Annotated in this window: 19 protein-coding genes; 6 read left to right on the top strand and 13 right to left on the bottom strand. The window is 63.2% G+C overall.

Annotation, left to right across the window (positions count from 1 at the left end):
* Positions 1-85: 85 nt before the first annotated feature.
* Positions 86-244, bottom strand: a complete 159-nt coding sequence (locus tag NYQ88_RS06160) for a hypothetical protein (protein WP_275654077.1) — start codon at positions 242-244, stop codon at positions 86-88.
* A 117-nt stretch (positions 245-361) separates the two neighbouring features.
* Here NYQ88_RS06160 and ade point away from each other — a divergent pair, with 117 nt between their 5' ends.
* Genes ade through NYQ88_RS06145 form a run of 3 tightly spaced genes read left to right on the top strand, consistent with a single transcriptional unit; the run spans position 362 to position 4,513 of the window.
* Positions 362-2,071: an adenine deaminase gene (gene ade / locus NYQ88_RS06155; protein ID WP_275654076.1), complete on the top strand. Its 1,710-nt coding sequence runs from the start codon at positions 362-364 to the stop codon at positions 2,069-2,071.
* 6 nt (positions 2,072-2,077) lie between these two features.
* A complete protein-coding gene (locus tag NYQ88_RS06150; protein WP_275654075.1) occupies positions 2,078-3,703 on the top strand; it encodes a CocE/NonD family hydrolase in 1,626 nt (541 codons plus the stop codon).
* Positions 3,704-3,754: 51 nt separating this feature from the next.
* A complete protein-coding gene (locus NYQ88_RS06145) occupies positions 3,755-4,513 on the top strand; it encodes a DUF2470 domain-containing protein (RefSeq protein WP_275654074.1) in 759 nt (252 codons plus the stop codon).
* A 464-nt stretch (positions 4,514-4,977) separates the two neighbouring features.
* On the opposite strand, the gene NYQ88_RS06140 is transcribed toward NYQ88_RS06145, so the two are convergent.
* From NYQ88_RS06140 to uraH, 11 genes are all read right to left on the bottom strand, one after another.
* Positions 4,978-7,140, bottom strand: coding sequence for a malate synthase G (locus tag NYQ88_RS06140; RefSeq protein WP_275654073.1), 2,163 nt, complete (start codon positions 7,138-7,140; stop codon positions 4,978-4,980).
* Positions 7,141-7,195: 55 nt separating this feature from the next.
* The gene (gene guaD / locus NYQ88_RS06135) at positions 7,196-8,497 is read right to left on the bottom strand and encodes a guanine deaminase (protein WP_275654072.1); all 1,302 of its coding nucleotides are present in this window, start codon (positions 8,495-8,497) and stop codon (positions 7,196-7,198) included.
* Positions 8,494-9,717 carry a urate hydroxylase PuuD gene (locus NYQ88_RS06130; protein WP_275654071.1) on the bottom strand — a complete coding sequence of 408 codons (1,224 nt, stop codon included), beginning with the start codon at positions 9,715-9,717 and terminating at the stop codon, positions 8,494-8,496. The genes guaD and NYQ88_RS06130 overlap by 4 nt, the downstream gene beginning before the upstream one ends.
* Positions 9,718-9,794: 77 nt before the next feature.
* A complete protein-coding gene (locus NYQ88_RS06125) occupies positions 9,795-10,877 on the bottom strand; it encodes a BMP family ABC transporter substrate-binding protein (protein ID WP_275654070.1) in 1,083 nt (360 codons plus the stop codon).
* 40 nt (positions 10,878-10,917) lie between these two features.
* Positions 10,918-11,844: an ABC transporter permease gene (locus NYQ88_RS06120; RefSeq protein ID WP_275654069.1), complete on the bottom strand. Its 927-nt coding sequence runs from the start codon at positions 11,842-11,844 to the stop codon at positions 10,918-10,920.
* Complete coding sequence (locus tag NYQ88_RS06115; RefSeq protein ID WP_275654068.1) at positions 11,841-12,944, bottom strand: ABC transporter permease; 1,104 nt, start codon at positions 12,942-12,944, stop codon at positions 11,841-11,843. Before NYQ88_RS06115 ends, NYQ88_RS06120 begins: the two co-directional genes overlap by 4 nt.
* Entirely contained in the window at positions 12,907-14,439 is a 1,533-nt protein-coding gene (locus NYQ88_RS06110; RefSeq protein WP_275654067.1) for an ABC transporter ATP-binding protein, read from the bottom strand. Before NYQ88_RS06110 ends, NYQ88_RS06115 begins: the two co-directional genes overlap by 38 nt.
* Before the next feature lies 1 nt (position 14,440).
* The gene (gene xdhC, locus NYQ88_RS06105) at positions 14,441-15,298 is read right to left on the bottom strand and encodes a xanthine dehydrogenase accessory protein XdhC (RefSeq protein ID WP_275654066.1); all 858 of its coding nucleotides are present in this window, start codon (positions 15,296-15,298) and stop codon (positions 14,441-14,443) included.
* 145 nt (positions 15,299-15,443) lie between these two features.
* Positions 15,444-17,774 carry a xanthine dehydrogenase molybdopterin binding subunit gene (gene xdhB, locus NYQ88_RS06100; protein ID WP_275654065.1) on the bottom strand — a complete coding sequence of 777 codons (2,331 nt, stop codon included), beginning with the start codon at positions 17,772-17,774 and terminating at the stop codon, positions 15,444-15,446.
* A gap of 109 nt (positions 17,775-17,883) precedes the next feature.
* Positions 17,884-19,350, bottom strand: coding sequence for a xanthine dehydrogenase small subunit (gene xdhA, locus NYQ88_RS06095; protein WP_275654064.1), 1,467 nt, complete (start codon positions 19,348-19,350; stop codon positions 17,884-17,886).
* Positions 19,351-19,523: 173 nt separating this feature from the next.
* A complete protein-coding gene (gene uraH / locus NYQ88_RS06090) occupies positions 19,524-19,877 on the bottom strand; it encodes a hydroxyisourate hydrolase (protein WP_275654063.1) in 354 nt (117 codons plus the stop codon).
* Between the two features lie 153 nt (positions 19,878-20,030).
* On the opposite strand from uraH, the gene NYQ88_RS06085 reads away from it, so the two are divergent.
* Positions 20,031-21,014, top strand: a complete 984-nt coding sequence (locus NYQ88_RS06085; protein WP_275654062.1) for a LysR family transcriptional regulator — start codon at positions 20,031-20,033, stop codon at positions 21,012-21,014.
* 65 nt (positions 21,015-21,079) lie between these two features.
* Positions 21,080-22,498: an allantoinase PuuE gene (puuE, locus tag NYQ88_RS06080; RefSeq protein WP_275654061.1), complete on the top strand. Its 1,419-nt coding sequence runs from the start codon at positions 21,080-21,082 to the stop codon at positions 22,496-22,498.
* A gap of 214 nt (positions 22,499-22,712) precedes the next feature.
* On the opposite strand, the gene NYQ88_RS06075 is transcribed toward puuE, so the two are convergent.
* Positions 22,713-23,171 (bottom strand): SRPBCC family protein, encoded by a 459-nt coding sequence (locus NYQ88_RS06075; RefSeq protein WP_275654060.1) that lies wholly within the window; start codon positions 23,169-23,171, stop codon positions 22,713-22,715.
* Between the two features lie 49 nt (positions 23,172-23,220).
* On the opposite strand from NYQ88_RS06075, the gene NYQ88_RS06070 reads away from it, so the two are divergent.
* Positions 23,221-23,562, top strand: coding sequence for a helix-turn-helix domain-containing protein (locus NYQ88_RS06070; RefSeq protein ID WP_275654059.1), 342 nt, complete (start codon positions 23,221-23,223; stop codon positions 23,560-23,562).
* Positions 23,563-23,617: the final 55 nt, after the last annotated feature.

Here is a 23,617-nt window from a genome sequence, read left to right as displayed (position 1 = left end):
CTCCCAACGCAATTGCTGGCGCAGGATTATCTGATTGGCGCCGCGCCTGCCAGCCCGGCAGCACCGGCAACGTGGGGTGGGTGCGCTACTGCGCGCCCTGCCCCATCATCGAATAAATGACGTAGATCACGACGAACGCCACCACGACCCCGATGAGAGAAAAGGTAAGCACCCGCAAATTCATCTTGCGCGGGCTGGCCTGACGGACCTCGGTTTTGGTCTTGTGCGGATCGTAGGTTTCCATGACGCTCTCCTTGGTTGCTGATTGAACGTCTGCCGGCCATGCCGGTTCCGCGGGGACTTGACGCCGCGCCGGCCCCGGTCGACCCTCGCGCGGAGTTTTCTCAAGGACAATGCCCAGATGACAGCGCCCGAAACCCTGACCCGAATGATCAATGCCGGACAGGGGAAGGAGCCCGCAGACCTCGTTATCCGCAATGTCGGCTTGCTCGATGTTATCACCGGCGCTGTCACCACCACGGACATCGCCATCGTCGGCGACCGGATCGTCGGCACGCACGCCCACTATGAGGGCGCTGAAATCATCGACGGCACCGGTCGCTTTGCCGTCCCCGGCTTCATCGACACCCACCTCCACATCGAATCCTCCTTGGTCACCCCGCTCGAATTCGACCGCTGCGTCCTGCCGCATGGCGTCACCACCGTTCTCTGCGACCCGCACGAGATCGCCAACGTGCTGGGGGCCGAAGGCATTCGCTACTTTCTCGACAGCGCCGAGCGCACCATCATGGATGTGCGGGTCAATCTCTCCTCCTGCGTCCCGGCAACGCCCTTCGAAACCGCCGGCGCCCAGCTCGAGATCGAAGACCTCCTGCCCTTCCGCAGCCATCCCAAGGCACTGGGCCTTGCGGAAATGATGAATTTTCCCGGTGTGCTCAACGCCGATCCGGGCATCCTCGCAAAACTCGTCGCCTATCAGGACGGCCATATCGACGGCCACGCGCCGCTGCTGCTCGGCCAGGGCCTCAATGGCTATCTCGCCGCCGGCATCCGCACCGACCACGAAGCCACCTCCGCCGCCGAAGCCCGCGAGAAGCTCGCCAAAGGCATGGCCATCCTCATCCGCGAGGGCTCGGTCTCCAAGGACCTCGTCGCCCTCGCCGAAATCCTCGATGAGAACACATCGAGCTTCGTCGCCCTCTGCACCGACGACCGCAATCCCCTCGACATCGCCGAGGAGGGGCACCTCGATAGCTCCATCCGTCGCCTTATCGCCATGGGCCGCCCGCTCCACCACGTCTATCGCGCCGCCAGCCATTCTGCCGCCCGCATCTTTGGCCTCAGGGATCGCGGCCTCCTCGGCCCCGGCTGGCGCGCCGATATCGTGCTTGTCGACAGCCTCGAAAACTGCCGCGTCTCCGACGTCATCGCCGCCGGCCGCCGTGTGACCCCCGAACTCTTCGACACCCGCGGACACGTCGAGCCGGTCGGCCTCACCTCGATGAAGGCAAAGCCCCTCGCCGCCGAAGCCTTCATCACCGAGGCAAAGCCCGGCCAGAACCGCGTGCCCGTGATCGGCGTCAAACCCGGCCTCATCCTCACCTTCCGCGAGGAAGCCAGCCTCGCCACCACCGAAAAGGGCCTCCAGCCCGATCTCGATGCCGATGTCATCAAGGTCGCGGTAATCGAACGCCACGGCAAGAACGGCAATATCGGCCGCTCCTTCGTCAAAGGTTTTGGGCTCAAGCGCGGCGCCATCGCATCCTCCGTTGGCCACGACAGCCACAACATAACCGTGGTCGGCGCCAACGACGCCGACATGGCCGCCGCGGTCAACCGACTCATCGCACTGGGCGGCGGCTTCGTCGTCGCCAAGGACGGCGAGATCACCGCCGAGCTTGCCCTGCCGATCGCTGGCCTCATGAGCCTCAAGAGCTTCGAGGACGTCGCCCACGACCTCCACCATCTCCGGATCGCCGCCCAGGCGCTCGACTGCGTCCTGCCCGAGCCCTTCCTCCAGGTCTCCTTCCTCGCCCTGCCGGTGATCCCCCACCTCAAGATGACCGATCGCGGCCTCTTCGACGTCGACAAATTCGACTTCGTGAGCTGACCCGAAATGAGCCTCTCCACCCTTTATCTGGCCCGGGCCGAAGATCTCCCGCCCCGCCTGAACAGGGTGAAAAAGACGCGCGGCCTCGGCCTCGTGATGGACGACGGCGTCGTGCTCAAGACCGATCACTACGCCCCGCGCGCCGACGGCCCCCATCCGACCATCCTCATGCGCCTGCCCTATGGGCGCAGCGGTTTCGGCGCCATTGCCCGCGCCTATGCCGAGCGCGGCTTCCACGTCATCGTTCAGGCCTGCCGCGGCACCGAGCGTTCCGGCGGGGAGTTCGATCCCTTTGCCAATGAGCGCGCCGATGGCCTCGCCACCCTGCGCTGGATCGAACAGCAGGACTGGTTCGATGGCCGCCTCGGGCTCACCGGCCCCTCCTATCTCGGCTATGCCCAATGGGCGATCAGCGACGCCCTTCCGAAAATCTCCGCCATGGCCACCAAGGTCACCACGTCAAATTTCCGCCCCGTGGTCTTTCCCTCCGGTGCCTTCCACCTCAGCCTCTGGCTCTCCTGGGTGCAAATCATCGAAGGCCTGCGCAATCGACCCCTCACCACCGCCGCCCGCATGTTCTCCGGCGATATCGAACGCCGCACCGAGCGCGCCTCAGCCGTGCTGCCGCTCATCAACGCCGATAAGGCCGTCGTCGGCCACAAAATCCCGTTCTGGCGTCACTGGTTCAAAAACGCCATCGGCAATGACGCCTTCTGGGAGGAGCTCGACCACAGTCATCGCCTCTCGGAGGACACCCCGCCGGTTCACTTTATCTCCGGCTGGTATGATTTCATGCTCGATCCGCTGCTGGCCGATTATCAGCGCCTCGTCGCCCTCGGCCACACGCCCTATCTCACCATCGGCACCTGGTTTCACATCGCCGAAGAACTGCAGCGCGACAATCTCCGCGAGACCATTTTGTGGATGCGCGCCAAGCTCATGGGCGACAGCTCCGGCCTTCGGCAGAAGCCGGTGCGGCTCCACATTTCCGGCCGCAACACATGGCATGAGTTCGACGCCTACCCGCCCGGTCCACCGGCGCTGCGCACGCTTCACGCCAGCGCCAATGGCAAACTCGCGCGGGTGCCCGCAAAAAAGGGCGCCGACAGCTACCGCTATGACCCCAACGAGCCGACACCTAATCTCGGCGGCGCGATTTTCGCCTTCACCGGCGCCGGTGCGGTCGACAATGCCCCGCTCGAGGCCCGCCCCGATGTCCTCGTTTACACCGGCCCGGAAATCCGCGACGAGGTGACCATCATCGGCCAGTGCCAAATTGTCCTCCAGGCCCGGGCTAGCCTCCCGCACGTCGATTTCTTCGTCCGTCTGTCCGATGTCGACCCGGACGGCGTCTCAACCAATATCTGTGACGGCTTTGTCCGCGTCACCCCGGACACCCCGCAGGAGCCGGACGGGTCCTGGCGCCTCGCCATTCCCCTTCATGCTACGGCCCACACTTTCTGCGTCGGCCATGCTGCGCGCCTTCTCATCGCCTCCGGCGCCCACCCCCGCTACGCCCGCAATCCGGGTACCGCCGAACACATCGCGACGGCGACAACGCTTATTGCCAATGACATCGAGATCCTGCACGCCGGCACCCACATCGTGCTGCCGATCTACGACATAATCTGATATTGCCGTCATCTCCTCCCCTCCTCCGACCAGACAGTCAGGAGCCGTGCGATGACCGAAAAAGACCTTCTCCAACCCACTGACGACGAGGCCCGCCGCTGGGCCAAGACCATCATCCGCACCGCTCGCCACGGCGCCATTGCCACGCTCGACCCCAAGACCGGCGCGCCGCAGGTCACCCGCGTCGGCGTCTCCACCGATTTCGACGGCGCCCCGATCCTGCTGATTTCCGGCCTCGCCGCCCATTTCCCGGCGCTCCGGACTGATCCGCGCTGTTCGCTGCTGCTGGGCGAAACCGGCAAGGGCGACCCGCTCGCCCATGCGCGCATCACCATCGCGGCCGAAGCCAAATTCATCGAGCGCGACAGCACCGATCACCCGCGCCTATACGCCCGCTACCTCGCCCACCAGCCCAAGGCAAAACTCTACGCCGATCTCGGCGACTTCCGCTTCGTGCGGCTCGAACCGATCAGCGCCAGTTTCAATGGCGGCTTCGGCAAGGCCTTTGCCATGACCCCGGCCGACCTGCTCTCCAGCGCCGATCCCGCCCTCGCCGCCGCCGAAGCCCGTGCCCTCGAGCACATGAACGAGGACCATGCCGAAGCCGTCGACATCTATGCCCGCTTCTACGCCAAAGCCCCCGGCGGCAAATGGGTCCTCACCGGCATCGACGCCGAAGGCATCGACCTCGCCCTTGGCGACGGCACCAGGCGCATCTGGTTCGAAAAGCCCCTCACCGTCCCCCAGGACATGCACCTCACCCTCGTCCAGATGGCCCGCACCGCCCGCGCTGGATTGCTGGACGTCTAGGTCTCCCCAACAACCACCACCCTCAAGGCTCTTTCTTCTCCCTCCCCCTCGTGGGGAGGGCAGCAAAGCTAGGCCGCAGGCCGTAGCGGCGCTGGGTGGGGGCCAAACTAGAGACCTCGCCTAGATCACCCCCACCCTTGTTCCCTCCCCACAAGGGGGAGGGAGACGATGGACATCAGCCCCTCGGCCCGGCCAACGCCTAGCTTGGACCGAAGGCTTTAGCGGCGCTCGGGAGGGGGAACCAACTAGAGACCTCGCCCATATTACCCCACCCAACCTCCCCCTGATAGGGGGAGGAGCCCGTCAGTGCACCTTAACCCATCCCGCGCTCCGGCCCGTCCCTCCCCCTTCTTCAGGGGGAGGCTAGGAGGGGGTACTTCCTTAAACCCTCAGCCCCTCAACACCCCACAAAAACAAAAAAACCCCCGCTCACGCGGGGGCCTCAAACTCAAAAATCAAGAACCTTACTTGCTGTCGCGGGCCTTGACCTTGCGGCGGGCGGCGTGGAGCAGCGGTTCGGTATAGCCGCTCGGCTGGTCGACGCCCTTGAGCGCCAGGTCCAGCGCAGCCTGGAAGGCCACCGACTGATAGTTCTCCGCCATGGGGCGATAGATCGGATCGCCGGCATTCTGCTCATCGACCACCTTGGCCATGCGCTCGAATACCGAGGTCACCTCGTCGCGGCTGACGAGACCGTGGCGCAGCCAGTTGGCGACGGCCTGGCTCGAAATACGGCAGGTGGCGCGGTCTTCCATCAGGCCGACATTGTTGATGTCGGGAACCTTGGAACAGCCAACGCCCTGCTGCACCCAGCGAACCACATAGCCCAGAATGCCCTGCGCATTGTTCTCGAGCTCGCGCACGATCTCATCGTGGCTGAGCGTCGAAGCATCGAGCGCCGGCATGGAGAAAAGCTCGCCAAGGCCCGGCAGGGCCTGGTTGTGACGGCGGCGCTGGGCCTCGAACACATCGACCTGATGATAGTGCAGCGCATGCAGAATCGCGGCGGTCGGCGACGGCACCCAGGCGGTGTTCGCGCCCGAATTGGGGTGACCGATCTTGGAATCCATCATCGCGGCCATGTCGTCTGGACGCGCCCACATGCCCTTGCCGATCTGGGCCTTGCCCGAGAACCCGCAGGCCAGACCGATCAGCACGTTGCGATCTTCGTAGGAAGAGATCCAGCGCTCGGCCTTGATCTCATCCTTGCGCAGCACCGGGCCGGCTTCCATCGAGGTGTGGATTTCGTCGCCCGTGCGGTCGAGGAACCCCGTATTGATGAAGAAGACGCGCTCGCGCGCTTCATAGATGGCAGCCTTGAGGTTGGCCGAGGTACGGCGCTCCTCGTCCATGATGCCGATCTTGATGGTATTGGGTGCAAGGCCCAGGAACTTCTCGACCGAGGCGAAGATGGCGCAGGCGAAGGCGACCTCTTCGGGGCCGTGCATCTTGGGCTTGACCACATAGATCGAGCCATTGCGCGAATTGCCGCCCTTGTCATGCATCGCGCAGAGCGCGGTGACGGCGGCATCCATCAGGCCTTCGCCCATCGGCTTGCCGTCGAGCAGCACCGCGTCGGTGGTCATGAGGTGGCCGACATTGCGCACGAGCAGCAGCGAGCGGCCCTTGAGCACCAGTTCATTGCCGCGAATGTCCTTGAACACGCGATCTGCGACCAGCTTGCGGGTGACCGGCTTTCCGCCCTTTTCGAACGTGTCCTCGAGGGTCCCGTTCATCAGGCCGAGCCAGTTGCGATAGACGCCAACCTTGTCTTCCGCATCGACGGCGGCGACCGAGTCTTCGCAGTCCTGGATGGTGGTGAGCGCCGCCTCGACGACGACATCGGAGAGGCCGGCAGCGTGCTTGGAGCCGATGGCGGTTTCCGGGGCGATCACGAGGATCACATGCAGGCCATTGTGCTTGAGCACGATCTGGCCGGCATTCTCGGTGCCGGCATAGCCGACAAAAGCGTCCGGATCACGCAGGCCGGTGCGGCCGTCGGCGGTGTCCACGGCCAGCATCTTGGTGTCGCCTTCGGCCACGACGTGGTAGCCGGTCACGTCCTTATGGCTGCCGCCCGCGAGTGGGAAGCTGGCATCGAGGAATTCGGCGGCCTTGGCCACGACAGCTGCGGCGCGCGCCTCGTTGAAAGCCTTGCCCGGCGCCAGATCGCCGTCGCGGCTGATCGCGTCAGTGCCATAAAGCGCATCATAGAGGCTGCCGAAACGGGCATTGGCCGCGTTCAGCGCATAGCGGGCATTAGAAACCGGCACCACCAGCTGCGGGCCGCAGATGCTGGAAATTTCCGGGTCGAGGTTTTCGGTCTCGATGGTGAAGTCGGCAGGCTCGGCGACGAGGTAACCGATCTCGCGCAGGAAGGCCTGATAGGCTTCTTCCTTGCCGGCCACGGCGCCATTGGCGCGGTGCCAGTCGTCGATCTTGCCCTGGATATCGTCGCGCTTGGCGAGCAGGCGCTCATTGGTCGGAACATGCTCTTTGGCGAGCGCCGAAAGCCCACTCCAGAACTGATCTGCACTGATGGCCAGCCCCGGCAGGGCTTCCTTTTCGACGAAATCCACCAGCAGCGGATGTACAGAAAGGCCGGATTTCGTGGGGTAGTCGCTCATACCATATGCCTTTTGATAACAGCTTGGCGACAGCTTTAGGCCATCGCAGCGGGTGTCACAACCCGCCTAAAGTTGACTTTGCTTTTGCACCAGCAACATAGACTTCGGCAATCGCCCGATCGTCGCCCATCGTCTGGAGCAGGAACAGTTCTTCGACCAGTGTCTCAACTGTCGCCATGCGCATCCGCATGGCCGGGGTCGCCCGCGCGTCAAGCACGATGAGATCGGCATCGCTCCCCGGCGCGATGGTGCCGATCTTGTCGACCAGCCCCAACGCCTCGGCATTGCCGCGGGTCGACTGGTGGAACGTCGCCAGCGGGTTCCAGCGATGCCCGCGCAATTGCTGGATCTTGAACCCTTCATCCATTGTGCGCAGCATGGAAAAGCTGGTGCCCCCGCCGATATCGGTGGCAAGGCCGATCCGCGTCCCGGCCTTGCTCAGCCGGTCGAGATCAAACAGGCCCGAGCCGAGGAAGAGGTTCGAGGTCGGGCAGAACACCGCCACCGACCCGGTCTCAGCCAACACCGCCGTCTCGCGATGGTTGAGATGGATGCAGTGGCCCAGCAGCGTCTTGGGCCCTAGAAGCCCATAATCCTCGTAGATGCCGGTATAGTCCTTGGCCTCGGGATAGAGCTCCATGGAAAAGGCAATCTCGGCGTCGTTTTCACCCAGATGGGTCTGCACGTAGCATTCTGGGTGCTCGGCCACCAGCGCCCGGCTCATCTCGAGCTGCTCGGGCGTCGAGGTAATGGCAAAGCGCGGCGAGATGGCGTAATGCGCCCGCCCGCGCCCATGCCAGCGCGCGATCAGCGCCTTGGTGTCGTCATAGCCAGTCTGGGCTGTGTCGCAGAGCGCCTCGGGCGCATTGCGGTCCATCATCACCTTGCCGCCGACGACGAGCATGTTGCGCCGCTGCGCCTCGGCGAAATAGGCGTCCACCGAGCGCGGATGGCTCGAGCAATAGGCCACGGCTGTGGTCGTGCCATTGCTGATCAGCGTGTCGAAGAACTCCACCGCCACCGCATCGGCGTGCCCCTGCTGGGCAAACTTCTGCTCGGCGATGAAGGTATAGGTATTGAGCCACTCCAGCAGCGAACCGGCATAGGAAGCAAGGATCTGGCTCTGCACATAATGGAGGTGCAGGTCGATGAACCCCGGCAGGATCAGGTTCGGCCGGTGGTCGATGACAATGGCATCGCTCCGGTCGGCCGCCTCAAACTCCCCTACCGCGAGGATCCGCCCGTCTTCCATGGTGACGGCGCCATCCTCGAGATAGAGGAAGCTCTCGCTGTCCTCGATCCCCTGGGGCGCCCGCAAAAAGCTCAGCACCCGGCCGCGCAGGATGGTCCGCGTCATGACTTGGATCCCTCGCGATACCACTCAACCAGCAGTGCCCGCTCGGCATCCGTCATTGCGGTGACATTGCCCGGCGGCATGGCGTGCGAATAGCCCGACTGAATGACAATCTCATGGGCGTGGTTGGCGATATCAGCATCATTGTCGAGAATGACATGCTTGGGCGCCTGATAGACGCCCTCCCAGCTCGGCTCGGCCGTGTGGCACATGGCGCAGCGCGTCTGCACCGCAAGGCTCGCCGCCTCGAAATGCTCTGCTGCCATGAAGCGCTCGGCGCTGGCCGACACCAGTGCTTCCTGATCCTCACCAATCTTCGGCGCCGTCGACAGCCACGCAATGACAAGGAACAGGATCACCGCCACCGCCCAGGTCCAGTGCGGATTGCCCTTCCGCGCATGGCGGGTGTTGAAATAGTGGCGGATGACCACGCCGACGAGGAAGATCAGCGAAGCGATGACCCAGTTCCACTGCGTCGCAAAGGCCAGCGGATAGTGGCTCGACAGCATGAAGAAGATAACGGGCAGCGTCAGGTAGTTGTTATGGAGGCTCCGCTGCTTGGCGATCTTGCCATATTTGGCGTCCGGCACGCGCCCGGCCTTGAGGTCCCCCACCACGATCTTCTGGTTGGGAATGATGATCATGGCGACATTCGCCGTCATGATGGTCGCGGTAAACGCGCCCATATGGAGCATGGCCGCCCGCCCGGTGAAGAGCTGCGTATAGCCCCAGCTCATCGCTACCAGAATGGCAAACAGCACCAGCATCAGCCCGGTGGTGGACTGGCCAATGGGCGATTTGCAGAGCGCATCATAGAGCAGCCACCCCAGAACGATCGAGCCCGCCGAGAGCAGGATCGCCACCCAATTGGGCACGTCGAGCACATTGCGGTCGATGAGGAAGAGGTCGGCGCCTACATAGTAAAGCAGCGCCAAGAGCATCGCGCCTGACAGCCAGGTCGCGTAGCTCTCCCATTTGAACCAGGTCAGGTGCTCGGGCAGAAATTCCGGCGCCACCAGATATTTCTGGATGTGATAAAAGCCCCCGCCATGCACCTGCCATTCCTCGCCATGGGCGAGCGGCGGCAGGCTGGGCGTCTTGCGCAGGCCAAGGTCCAGCGCAATGAAGTAAAAGGATGAGCCGATCCAGGCGATGGCCGTGATCACATGCAGCCAGCGTACTGCAAACATCGACCATTCATAGAAAATCGCTAGATCGCCCATTTCGGCTCCCCTTCAAGGTTGAGGGCGGGGATGAACCCGCCCCCCTTTTGTCGTGAGGTCGTGGATGAAAAGGCCGCTTAGGCCTTCACGCCCTCGACATACCAGTCCATGGCCCACAGGCCTGCATCGTCGAGCGTCTGGCCGGCAGGCACGCGCTCGGTGCCGGTGTTGTCGACGATCGGGCCGGCGAAGGGGTTGAGCGAACCATCGACGATGCCGGCCTTGACGGCTTCGGCAGCGGCGACGACGTCAGCCGGGATCTTCTCGTTGTACGGCCCGATCACCACTTCGCCGGCGGCAATGCCGGGCCAGCTGTCGTCAGAAACCCAGGTACCGGCCTGAACGTCCTTGACCACCTGGATGTAGTGGGGCGCCCAGATGTCGATGATGGCGGAGAGGTGCGACTTGGGCGCGAAAGCGCTCATGTCGGCGCCCTGGCCAAAACCACCGATGATGCCGCGTTCTTCGGCAACCTGGAGAGCCGCCGGGCCGTCCGTGTGCTGCACGATGATGTCGGCACCTTGGTCGATCAGCGCGCGGGCCGCGTCAGCTTCCTTGGCCGGATCGTGCCAGCTCGAGAGCCACACGACATTGACGGTGATTTCCGGGTTGATCTTGCGGGCAGCGAGCGTGAAGGCGTTGATGCCCATCACAACTTCCGGGATCGGGAAGGAACCGATGTAGCCGATGGTCTTGGTCTGGCTCAGGTGACCGGCCAGCGTACCCATGACGGCGCGACCTTCGTGGAAGCGGGCGTTGTAGGTGCCGACGTTTTCCGAGCGCTGGTAGCCGGTGGCGTGCTCGAAGATCACGTCCGGGAATTCCTTGGCGACCTTGATCGTGTAGTCGCCGAAGCCGAAGCTCGTGGCGAAGATGATCTTGTTGCCCTGCTGGGCCAGTTCACGCAGCACGCGTTCGCAGTCCGGGCCTTCCGGCACGCTTTCGACGAAGGTGATTTCGATTGCGTCGCCGAACTCTTCCTCGAGAGCCTGCGCGCCGACCCAGTGGCCATAGGTCCAGCCGTTGTCGTCCTTGGGACCGACGTTGACGAAACCGATCTTGAGCGGGCCCTCCTGGCCCAGAGCGAGCTGGCCCGCGACCGTAAGCATGACGCCTGCGGCTCCAAGCTTGAGGGCCGTGCGGCGGGTTAGAATAGTCATATTGTCTTCTCCTTGACTGACTTCTCTAGACTTTTTGTTCTTACTGACCGGGCATGAAAGGCTTGCCCAGGCAGGCCGGCGCGGCCGAATTTCCGGAGCGCCGCAGCGAGATCAGCACCAGAACGATGATCGTCGCCAGATAGGGTAGAGCCGCCCAGAATTCGGACGGGAAGAGGCCCATGCTGCCCGAGGCCTTGGTGTAGACCTCGATGGTCATCACCAGCCCGAAGAGATAGGCGCCGGCCAGAAGCCGGAACGGACGCCAGGCGGCAAACACCACCAGCGCGAGCGCGATCCAGCCGCGCCCTGCAGTCAGCCGCTCGGCCCATTGCGGGGTGAGCAGCAGCGGAAAACAGCTCCCGGCGATACCGGCCATGGCGCCGCCGAAAGCGACAGCCGCATAGCGCACCTTGATCACCGAGTAGCCAATGGAATGGGCGGAAAAGTCGTTCTCGCCAACCGCCCGCAGGATGAGGCCTGCCCGGCTCTTGTTGAGGAACCACCAGACAGCCACCACCATGAACAGCGAGAAAAACACCAGCGGGCTGTGGTCGAAGAAGACGCGCCAGAACGGGTGATTTTCGAGTTCGTCGGGAAACACCGAGTCAAAGATGACGATCGGCTTGCCGGTGTAGGCCTGGCCGAACAGCGCAGAGAACCCGGTGCCGAAAATGGTGAGGGCCAGCCCCGTCGCCACCTGGCTGGCCGACAGCGACAGCGTCAGGAAGGCAAAGATCATCGAGGATGCCATCGACGCCATGGCGGCGCAGACAATGGCCAGCCAGTGATTGCCGGTCGAATAGGTCACGGCAAAGGCCACCACCGCTCCGATCAGCATCATGCCTTCGACGCCGAGGTTGAGCACACCGCTCTTTTCGACCACGAGTTCACCGAGGCCAGCGATGAGAATGGGCGTCGATGCGCCGACCAGCGTGATGATGATCGGGATCAGCAAGTCCGGGTTCATCGCGCCACCTCCGCCTCGCGCCGCGTTCCCACACGCACCCGATAGCGAACGAGAACGTCGCTGGCGAGCAGGAAGAACAGCATCATTGCCTGGAAAATGCCAACCGCAGCAACGGGTAGCTTGATCGTGGTCTGGGCCACTTCACCACCCACCACGCAGACCGCCATGGCCAGACCGGCGAAGATAATGCCGATCGGATGCAGGCGCCCGAGGAAGGCGACGATGATGGCGGTAAAGCCGTAATTGGTCGGGAACGAGGGCACCATGCGCCCGAACGGGCCAGTCGCTTCGAGCACGCCGGCCAGGCCTGCGAGCGCACCACTGGTCAGCAGCGCCAGCCAGATGGTCTTGTTGACCGAAAACCCGCCATATCGCGCCGCGCTGGGGGCCGCGCCCACCACCTTGATCTGATAGCCGAGCACCGAACGGCTCATGAAGAACCAGGCGGCAATGGCCACGACAATGGCGATCGGTGCGCCGAGATGCACGATGGTCCCCGGGATCACCCGCGGCAGCATCTGGTCGTCGGTGAACATCCGCGTCTGCGGAAAACCGAACCCCATCGGGTCTTTCCACGGCCCGATGATCAGATAGTTGAGCAGCTGGATGGCCACATAGGTCAGCATCAGGCTGGTGAGGATTTCGTTGACCTGCAGCCGCGTCTTGAGGAAAGCCGGGATCACGGCCCAGGCCATGCCGCCGATCATGCCGGCGGCAATCATCAGCGGCAGGATCCATGGTCCGCTGAAGTCGCGCGTCAACAGCGCCACGCCGGTTGCGGCGAGCCCGCCGAGCACATATTGCCCCTCGGCGCCGATGTTCCAGACATTGGCGCGATACCCGATGGAGAGACCCACCGCGATGATGATCAGCGGCGCGGATTTGACCGCAAGGTCCTGCCATTTCAGCGGATTGAGGATTGGCGTCAGGAAGATCTCCCGCACCGCGCCGATACCGTCATAGCCGATCAGCGAAAACACGATGGCCCCGACCAGCGCCGTTGCCAGCACCGCCCCGATCGGGGTCAGGTAGAGCATCGCCTTGCTGGGCTCGGGCCTTTTTTCAAGCCGGAACTGCGTCACGTTCTTCCATTCCCCCATGCACCCCACCCATCAGCAGGCCGATCTCCTCGATGCTGAAATCCTGCACCGGCCGCGCCGGGCTCAGGCGTCCCATGTTGATCACAGCCAGCGTGTCACATAGCGCCCGCAATTCATCGAGATCCTGGCTGATCACCACGATCGCCGATCCGGACGCCGCCAGATCCACCAGCGCCTGGTGAATGGCCGCTGCCGCACCGGCATCGACGCCCCAGGTCGGCTGGCTCACCACCAGCACCGTGGGTTTCTGCAGGATTTCCCGACCCATGATGTATTTTTGAAGGTTTCCGCCTGAAAGCGACCCGGCGAGCGAAGCCGGCCCCAGCGCCTTGACGGAAAAATCGGCGATGATCTTGCTCGTATAGAGCTTGGCAACGCTCGTATTGATCAGGCCCGAGCCGACCATGCCCATGCGGTCGCGGGCGGTCAGCACGGAATTATCAGCCAGTGTGAAATCGCCCACCGCCGCATGGCCATTGCGCTCTTCCGGCACGGCGCAAAGCCCCTGACGGCGGCGCGCCGTCGGCTCCAGCTGGCCGATCCCCTGGCCATCGATGGTAATGGCATCGCGGTCTTCGCTGCGGATTTCGCCGGACAGCGCATCGAGCAGCGCGTTCTGCCCATTGCCCGCCACCCCGGCAATGCCGAGGATTTCCCCGGCCCGCACGGCGAAGCTGACGCCATCGACCGGCACGTCAAAATGCCCGCCTTTTCGCGTCGACAGCGCGTTCACCACCAGCTTGGCCGGGCCAAAGCTGCGCCCTTCCGGCTTGATGATGTCCCTCAGATTGCTGCCGATCATCTTCTCGGCCATCGAGCGGCTGGTTTCCACGCGCGGATCGCATGTGTCCACCAGCTTGCCGCCGCGCAGGATCGTCGCCGTGTCGCACAGCGCTTTGATCTCATGCAGCTTGTGCGAAATATAAAGGATCGAGCAGCCTTCAGCCGCCAGCTGGCGCAGCACGCCGAACAATTGCTCGACCTCCTGCGGTGTCAGCACCGAGGTCGGCTCGTCCATGATGAGGAGTTTGGGGTTGAGCAGCAGCGCCCGGACGATTTCAATGCGCTGGCGTTCGCCCACCGAGAGCGTTGCCACCGTGCGATGCGGATCGAGCGCCAGCCCGTAGGTCTGCATCACCTGGCGGATCTGCGCCTCGAGCTCGCGCGCCGGGATTTTCGCATCCATGCCCAGCGCGATGTTTTCGAGCACCGTCATCGCTTCGAACAGCGAGAAATGCTGGAACACCATGCCGACGCCAAGTTTTCGCGCGGCCTTGGGATTGGTGACCACGACAGGCGCGCCATTCCAGCGGATTTCCCCCGCATCGGGCTGCATGATGCCGTAGATCATTTTGACGAGAGTGGATTTTCCGGCGCCGTTCTCCCCGAGCAGCGCGTGGATTTCCCCTGGCTTGACGGCGAACGACACGTTGTCATTGGCCAGAACGCCTGGAAATCTCTTGGTAATTCCGATCAGTTCAAGCCGATTGGGCATGTTAATGTCCACTCGTCACCCCCCTTTTGAAAGGGGTGAGCGTTCGCCCGTTCGTAGCTTCCCGTCCCCCAATCTGAACCATAATTTCAGCGGCCGCCAGCACCGCAATAACAGATGGGCGTTTATCCCCAAGCCCCTGCGCCCCAATTGGTAGCACAAGTTGCTCAAGCGCCTCAGTTTTTCCGCCCTGTTCGAGAAACCAGCTGGCAAATTTCGCCCGCTTCGTCCGCGATCCCACCATGCCCACATAGGGACTGTCCCTACGCGCCAATGCCTCAAAAGCGATCAGGAAATCAAGGGCATGATCGTGGGTAAGGATAACGAATGCACTTCCGGCCGGCGCAGCGCGCACCACGGCCTCGGGCATGGCAACCCGCCGGAACGCCACGCCTGCGGGCAGGAGATCAAGTTCTTCCTGCCGGGTATCGATGACTTCGACGCGCACCGGTAGCACCGAAAGTATATGTGCCAGCGCCCGCCCCACGTGCCCCGCGCCGAACACATAAACATGCGGTTCCGCGCTTTCGAGCGCCGCGACCCGCTCCGCAAGCTCCCGGCGAATCGGAGCGTCGGCATAGCGCAGGCCGACCAGCACCCGTCCGCCGCAGCACTGGCCGATCTCCGGCCCCAGCGGCACATCCATCGCCTCTTCCGCCCGACCCTCGGCGATCAGCCGGCGCGCATGGTCGATGACCATATATTCGAGCGCCCCGCCCCCGATGGTCCCGAAAATCGCCCCCATGCCCACCAGCATGAAGGTCCCCTCCGCCCGCGGCGACGACCCCCGCACCTGCGTCAGCTCACAGGCAATCACATCCCGATTGGCCGAAAGGAAAGTCTCAAGGGCGGCGGAATTCATTCTGCAATCACCCCCACCCAACCTCCCCCTCTCAGGGGGAGGAGCTGGGTCTGTGGCGCGCCAGCCTTACCGCACACTCGATAGATCCCTCCCCCTGTCAGGGGGAGGCTAGGTGGGGGTAACGCGGTCACAGCCACCAAATTCCTCACCCCCGCGCCTCCCGTTTGATCCGTTCGACGCCCATCAGCACGCGCTCTGGCGTCACCGGCGTATTGAGCTGCGGGGCATATCGGTAATCCGCCACGCTCGCCACCGCCATGCCCAGCGCTTCCACAACGCTCATCGCCAGCATGAACGGCGGCTCGCCCACGGCCTTGGATCGCCCGATCGTCGGCTCCCGGTTTACCGACCATTCGGCCAGTTTCACATTAAAGACCGGCGGAATATCCGAGGCCAGCGGGATCTTGTAGGTCGAGGGTGCGTGTGTCCTCAGCTGCCCCTTGCCGTCCCACACCAGCTCCTCGGTGGTCAGCCACCCCATGCCCTGGATGAAGCCACCCTCGATCTGCCCGATATCGATCACCGGGTTCAACGACTTGCCCACATCGTGCAGAATATCCGCCCGATCGACGGAATATTCCCCCGTCAGCGTATCGATGGTCACTTCACTGACCGACGCGCCATAGGCGAAATAATAGAACGGATGCCCGCGCCCGGTCGCCCGATCCCAGTGAATGGTCGGCGTCTTGTAAAACCCGGCCGCCGAAAGCTGCACACGGTTGAGATAGGCCGATGCGCAAAGCTCGGCGAAGGGCACGAAGCGCGTGCCGACCATCATCCCGCCCTGCACCCACTGGCAGTCGACGCCATCGGCCTCATAGAGCTTGGCCGCATGCGCCTCGAGCCGGCGCTTGATCTGCTCGCAGGCGTCCCAGGCCGCCATGCCGTTAAGATCGGTCCCCGAAGACGCTGCGGTCGCCGACGTATTGGGCACCTTGCCCGTCGTCGTCGCCATGATTTTCACAGCATCGAGGCCCACGCCAAAAGCGTCAGCCACCACCTGCGCCACCTTGATATAGAGCCCCTGCCCCATCTCGGTGCCGCCGTGGCTCAAATGGATCGAGCCATCCTTATAGACATGCACCAGCGCGCCGGCCTGATTGTACCAGGTCGCCGTGAAGGAGATGCCGAACTTGACCGGCGTCAGCGCAATGCCCTTCTTCAGCACACTGCTCGTCTGGTTGAACGCGACAATCGCCTGCCGCCGCGCCTGATAGTCCGACGATGCCTCCAGCTCTTCCACCACGCGATGGATGACATTGTCCTCCACCGTCTGGTGATAAGGCGTCACATTGTCGGTGTGCGTGCCATAAAAATTGGCCTTGCGGATCTCCAGCGGATCCTTGCCCAGCGCATAGGCAATGTCCTCGATCCAGCGCTCGGCCGCCATCATCCCCTGCGGCCCGCCAAAGCCACGGAACGCGGTGTTGGACACGGTATTGGTGTAGAGCGGCTCGGACCGCACCCGCACCGCCGGATACCAATAGGCATTGTCGGCGTGGAACAGCGCCCGATCCGTCACCGGCCCGGAGAGGTCCGAGGAAAAGCCCGCCCGCGCGCCATAAACGGCGTCGACCGCGTGGATTTTTCCGTTCTCGTCATAGCCGACGTCATAATCGACCACGAAGTCGTGTCGCTTGCCCGTCGCCTGCATGTCGTCATCGCGATCCGGGCGGATCTTGCAGGCCCGGTTCCACTTCTTGGCCGCCAGACACGCCACCGCGGCAAAAAGATTGCCCTGGGTTTCCTTGCCGCCAAAACCGCCGCCCATGCGCCGAACCTGCACGGTCACCGCATGGTGCCGGATCGCCAGCACCTGGGCGACCATCAGCTGCACTTCGCTCGGATGCTGGGTGGAAGAATAAACAGTGACGTCCTCGTCTTCGCCCGGCACGGCAAAGGCGATCTGCCCTTCAAGATAAAAATGGTCCTGCCCGCCAATAGCAATGCTGCCTTTGACCCGGCGCGGCGCCGCCGCAAATCTGGCATCGAGGTCACCGCGTTCGAGCTTGAGCGGATCGGTCACCAACGCCCCGCCCGCCGCCTGCGCCGCGCGCACATCGAGCGCATGGGGCAGATCGCGATACTCGACCTTGGCCAGTTGCGCTGCCCGTCGGGCCGCATCGCGCGTCTCAGCGACCACCGCAAACATCGGCTGGCCCCAGAAATGCACCTTGCCCTGGGCAAAGATCGGCTCGTCATGCTTGTGGCTGGGCGACACATCATTCTCGCCCGGAATATCCTCTGCCGTCAAAACGCCGATCACCCCCGGCGCAGCCTTCACCGCCGCCAGATCAATCGAGGCGATCTCGGCATGGGCTCGGGTCGACAGCCCCAGATAGGCATGCATCGTGCCCACCGGCTCGATCATGTCATCGATATATTCAGCCGTCCCCGTCACATGCTTGGGGCCACTGTCATGGCGCGTATTCCTGTGCAGCACCGACAAGGCAATGGGCGCTTCATGCTTGTTCATTGCAGACACCCTTCCGCTTGCTGAGATCGCCCCGCAAACGCGATCTGATCCCCTCGCCCCTCCGGGGAGAGGGTTAGGGTGAGGGGGCCTTCAACGCACAAAACAGCCATCACGCCACCTCCCGCTTCAGCCGCTCGCCCTGACCCTGCGTCTCAAGGAAAAACCGCTTGAGCAGGTTCTGCGCGGCCAGCAGCCGATATTCCTTGCTGGCGCGCATATCGGTAATGGGCTGAAAATCCTCGGCGAAGGCCGGCAATGCGGCCTCGATGGTGTCCATGGTCCACCGCTTGCCATCGAGCGCGGCTTCCACAGCCTTGGCGCGCTTGGGCGTCGCCGCCATGCCGCCAAAGGCGATCCGCACCATGCCCACTCGACCCACATCATTGACGAACACACGGAACGCCCCGCACAGCGCCGAAATATCTTCCTCGCGGCGCTTGGAAATCTTGTAGGTGGCAAATTTCTCGCCGGCCGGCAGCAGCGGCAGCGTCACGCTCTCGACGAACTCGCCCGGCCGACGGTCCTGCTTGCCATAGTCGATGAAGAAATCCTCGAGCTTGATCTCCCGCCTATGGCTGCCCTGGCGCAGATGGAGCTTTGCCCCCAGCGCGATGAACGGCGGCGGCGTGTCGCCGATCGGCGAGCCATTGGCGATATTGCCCCCGATCGTGCCCATATTGCGCACCTGCTCGCCCGCAAACCGGTTCCACAGCTCCTTGAGCTGGGGGAAGCTCGCTTCAATCACCGGCAGCGCTTCCGAATAGGTCACACCGGCATAAAGGCGCACTTCGCTGTTGTTCTCGGCGATGCGTTTCAGTTCCTGCAGATGGCCGGTGAAGATCACCGGCCCAATGGCCCGCATGAATTTTGTGACCCACAGCCCAACATCGGTCGAGCCGGCAACGATCCGCGCTTCCGGATGCGCGGCATAGATTTCGGCAAAATCATCGAGGTTGGCGGGGATGAAAATCTTGTTTGCGCCCTCTCCGATTTCGACGCGGCGACCATCGAAAATGGCCCGCACCTTGTCCTTGACGGCAATGCGTTCGGCCCACAGCACATCGCCCTGCGGCGCGCCATACTGCGACATCGCTTCGGCCGCGCGGATGATCGGCGCATAGCCGGTGCAACGGCAGAGATTGCCCTGCAGTGCCTTTTCAATGGCCGGACGCGACGGATGCGGATCGCGCATCCAAAGCCCATAAAGGCTCATCACAAAGCCCGGCGTACAAAAGCCGCACTGGCTGCCGTGGTAATCGACCATCGCCTGCTGCACCGGATGCAGAGCGCCATTTTCACCGCGCAGATGCTCGACTGTCACCACGTGGGTTCCATGCAGGCTCGCCACGAACCGGATACAGGCCGTCACCGAGTCATAGATGATCTCGTCGCCAGCCACCCGGCCGACCAGAACCGTGCAGGCGCCGCAATCACCCTCGGCGCAGCCTTCCTTGGAGCCCCGCAACCGCCGCTCCAGCCGCAGCCAGTCCAGCAGCGTCAAATCCGGCGCCACATCCGTCAGCGCCACTTCCTCGCCATTGAGCAGGAACCGGATCGTATTAGAGACCTCAACCATTGATCAGCTCCTTACTTCCCCTCTCCCCTTGAGGGAGAGGGTGGATCGCGCAAAGCGCGAGACGGGTGAGGGTTCTGCTTCAAACCTGGCACTGATATCGCCCCCATCGTCCCCTCGCCCCTCCGGGGAGAGGGTCAGGGTGAGAGCTCTTTCAACCAGCGCCAGAACCATCATCAGCTTCCCCGATAGGTCGAATAGGAGAACGGCGTACACACCAGCGGCACGTGATACGGCTTGTCTTCAGAGATCAGAAAGCGGATCGGCACCACGTCTAAAAACGGCGTCGCGTTGTCCACACCCATGCGCTCGAAATACTGCCCCACATGGAAGCGGATTTCGAACTCACCCTGCTGGAACTGGTCGCCGGCCAGCAGCGGCTGGTCCACGCGCCCATCGGCATTGGTATAGCTGTCCACCAGATGATGGGTGTGATCGCCATGCACGAAATGCAGTTCCAGCCGCATGCCGCGCGCCGGCTTGCCATGCATGGTGTCGAGGACGTGGGTGGTAAGGCGTCCGTCCGCCATTCTCTTGCTCCTCAGGCATCTGCCCCGCCGGCGCTGCTGCGACCGGACGGAGGATGCGTTTCTCCAAACCGTACCATAGAGACGCACTATTGCTCTTGATACTATCAAATTGGGAGCAGTATGCTGCTAAAACGGCAACAAGGGAAGTGCTCGATGGACAAGGGCAGTACGGGTGACCGGCCACGAGAGCACGCGCTCTCGGCAAGCCTGTTGAGCCGGGTCTTCCACCAGCCCTCCCTGCTCTATTTCAACGCTGTCGCCACCCACCTATCCATTCGCGAGGCCGCTCGCCGTCTCAATGTCGCGTCGTCCGCGGTCACCCGGCAGGTTGCACAGCTCGAAGACGCCCTGGGCATCGCCCTCTTCGTTCGCGACAAGCGCCGCATGCGCCTTTCGCCCGCGGGCGAAATTCTCTTCCGCCATTCCCGCCGGCTGGCCGCCCCCATGGAAGCGGCTGTCTCAGAAATCGAAATGCTGCGGGGCGTCCGCGCTGGTTCGGTCCGCATCGCTGCGGCCGAAAGCGTCGGGCACTCCTTCCTGCCCCGCCTCATCAGCGAATTCGGCGCCCGCTATCCGCGCCTCACCATCGACCTGTCCATCGTTTCCTCCGCCGAAGTGGTCGACCAGCTCGTTGAAGAGCGCGTCGATATCGGCTTCGGCTTCATCGCCCGCCCACCCAAGCAGGTAAACGTCGCCTTCCGCCGCGATGTGCGCATCGGCGCGGTCATGGTTCCGACCCACCCGCTCGCGGGCGTCGACCATCTCACCATGGAAATGTGCCTCGACCATGCGCTAGCCGTTGCCAAGCCGGAGATTTCCATCCGCGAGGTCATCGAGCCCTTCCTCCGCCGCTCGTCGGCCATCCTGCCACCCATGGTCGAAGTCAATTCCATACACATGCTGGCCGAGCTGGCGCTGGGCGGTCACTACCTCTCAATCATGACGCCGATCGGCGCGCAGAATGAGATCGCCTCCGGCAAGCTCGTCTTCAAGCCGCTCGAGGACGGCGGACTGCCGACCAACCGTTTCGGCATCCTCGTGCGGTCCGGCAGTGCGCTCCATCTGGCGCCCGCCATCTTCTTTGATCACGCGAAATCCTATTTCGACGGGGTCGAGCTTCCCGGTGCTATTGCGTGAAGTCACGCTTTCACGGAAATCTCGCTCTCAATGCTAACAGTCTGCTAACCAACTCGGGACCAATGATGAACCGCTACCCACGCGACATGCACGGCTACGGCCCCACCCCACCCAATGCCAACTGGCCCGGTGGCGCCCATGTCGCGGTGCAATTTGTGCTGAATTATGAAGAGGGTGGCGAGAACAACATCCTCCACGGCGACGCCGCCTCCGAGGCTTTCCTCGTCGACGTGCTCGGCGCCGCCCCCTGGCCCGGCCAGCGCCACGCCAATGTCGAATCCATGTACGAATACGGCGCCCGCGCCGGCTTCTGGCGGCTGCATCGCCTATTCACCGAAACGGAAATTCCCGTTACGGTATATGGGGTTGCGACCGCGCTGATGCGCGCGCCGGCCCAGCTGGCGGCCATGCAGGAGGCCGGTTGGGAGATCGCCAGCCACGGCCTCAAATGGGTCCAGCACAAGGACATGCCGCCCGAGGAAGAGCGCGCCCAGATCGCAGAAGCGGTCCGCCTCCACACCATCGCCACCGGCTCTCGCCCGCTCGGCTGGTACACCGGCCGATCCTCGCTCAACACCGTCGACCTCGTCGCCGACTACGGCGGTTTTGCTTATATCTCCGACACTTACGACGACGACCTGCCCTATTGGAAACTGATCCACGGCCGCCCGCAGCTCATCATTCCCTACTCGCTATCGACCAATGACATGCGCTTCGTCACCGGCCCGGGCTTCGACAATGGCGAGGAATATTTCACCTTCCTCAAGGACACATTCGACTGCCTCTACGCCGAAGGCGCGGCCGGCAGCCCGAAGATGATGTCGCTCGGGCTCCACTGCCGCCTCGTCGGCCAGCCCGGCCGTTTCCAGGGCCTCAAGAAATTCGTTGAATATATCAAGGGCTTCGACAAGGTCTGGATCCCGACCCGCCTCGACATCGCCCGCCACTGGGCCGAGCACCACCCCTATCAGCCCCCCGACGCGATCCCCTCGCAAATGGCGCGCGAGGAGTTCGTCACCCGCTATGGCTCGATCTTCGAGCACTCCCACTGGATCGCCGAGCGCGCCTGGGACACCGAGCTGTCGCCGGCCAATGACACCGCTATCGGCCTCCATTTCGCCCTGCGCTGCCAGTTCCGCATGGCCACTCCGGAGGAACGCCTCGCCGTGCTCCGCGCCCACCCGGATCTCGCGGGAAAACTGGCCGCTGCCAAGCGTTTGACGGCAGATTCAACGGCCGAGCAGGCCTCCGCTGGCCTTGATGCCCTGACCGATGAAGAGCGCGAGCGCTTCACCGCGCTCAACACCGCCTATGTCGAAAAGTTCGGCTTCCCCTTCATCATCGCCGTGCGCGACAACACCAAGGCGTCGATCCTCGCCGCCTTCGAAAAGCGCATTAATAACAATGCGGAGGAAGAATTCGCCACCGCCTGCGCCCAGGTCGAACGGATCGCTTTCCTGCGGCTCGAGGCTATCCTGCCCTAAGGGGCGCTCAGCCGTTCCGGTCCGTCAGGGATGACCCTACGTGGGGCTCGCCATCGTCGAGCCCCATCACCCGCGCCAGCATCGCCAGCCACGGCAAGTGATGCTGCAGGCAATGTGCGGCACGAGGCCAAATATCGCGGCGAGTGTGCTCATGATCTCATCATGGCACACGAAGATTGAAATTCGGTAACCCTAACCGAACCTTGCCGAAGTCCTATTTATAGAAGCCGTCGCGCAAGTTGATTCCGTGTTCCACGAAGACTTTCATGGCGCACAACATGCCGGTCCAGCCCTCGCAATTGCCGTAGGATGCTTTCTGCCCGGCCGCATTGTCCCTCCAGCCCGCCTCGTGGATCGAGACCAGTGTCCGCCCTTCTTCGAGCGGCGAAAAACTCATGGTGACGGTGGTTTGATAGTTACCCGCCGGGTCGTCGTCCGGCGGCGCCTCCCAGCGCAACACGATTTTCCGGTCAGGCTCGACCTCCACCACCTGCACCGGAAAAGCTCCCGGAAAATCATGGAAATCCCAAGTCACGGTGGCCCCCGTCTCCAGCCGCCCCACCGCGCCGCCTGTCGTAAAATAGCCGGAGAGCTTGGCGGGATCGACGACCGCCTCGAACACATCGTGGACAGGCCGCGAAATGCGGCCGCTGACCGTAAATTCATAGGCCATGGCTTCCTCCATCCTTGACCCCACCCACGATATGTTATAAAAATATAACATGTCAAGCGACGATCAGGACGACCTCATCTTCAGGGCCTTGGCGCATTCGGTGCGACGTCGCCTGCTCGATCTGCTCAAGATCGAGCCACGCACCACCGGCATGCTTTGCGACCTCACCCCAGACCTCGATCGCTGCACAGTGATGCAGCATCTGAAAGTGCTGGAGCAGGCCGGTCTGGTGATTGCCGAGAAGCGCGGACGCGAGCGCTGGAACCACCTCGATGCCCTGCCCATCCAGACGATCCATGAGCGCTTTATCGGCCCCTACGCCGCCTACGCTGCCAATATGTTGAGCCGTCTCGACAAACAAATCGGAACGGCTGGGAAAATCGAGGCTTAGGCACTTGGCCTCGGCGCCGGGATCGCTCTACTGTCTGGGCACACTGTTTGATGTG

It is taken from the genome of Devosia sp. SD17-2 (assembly GCF_029201565.1).
GTDB lineage: Bacteria > Pseudomonadota > Alphaproteobacteria > Rhizobiales > Devosiaceae > Devosia.
The sequence above is the reverse complement of the archived record's forward strand: the minus strand, read 5'-3'. Positions and strand labels throughout refer to the sequence as shown.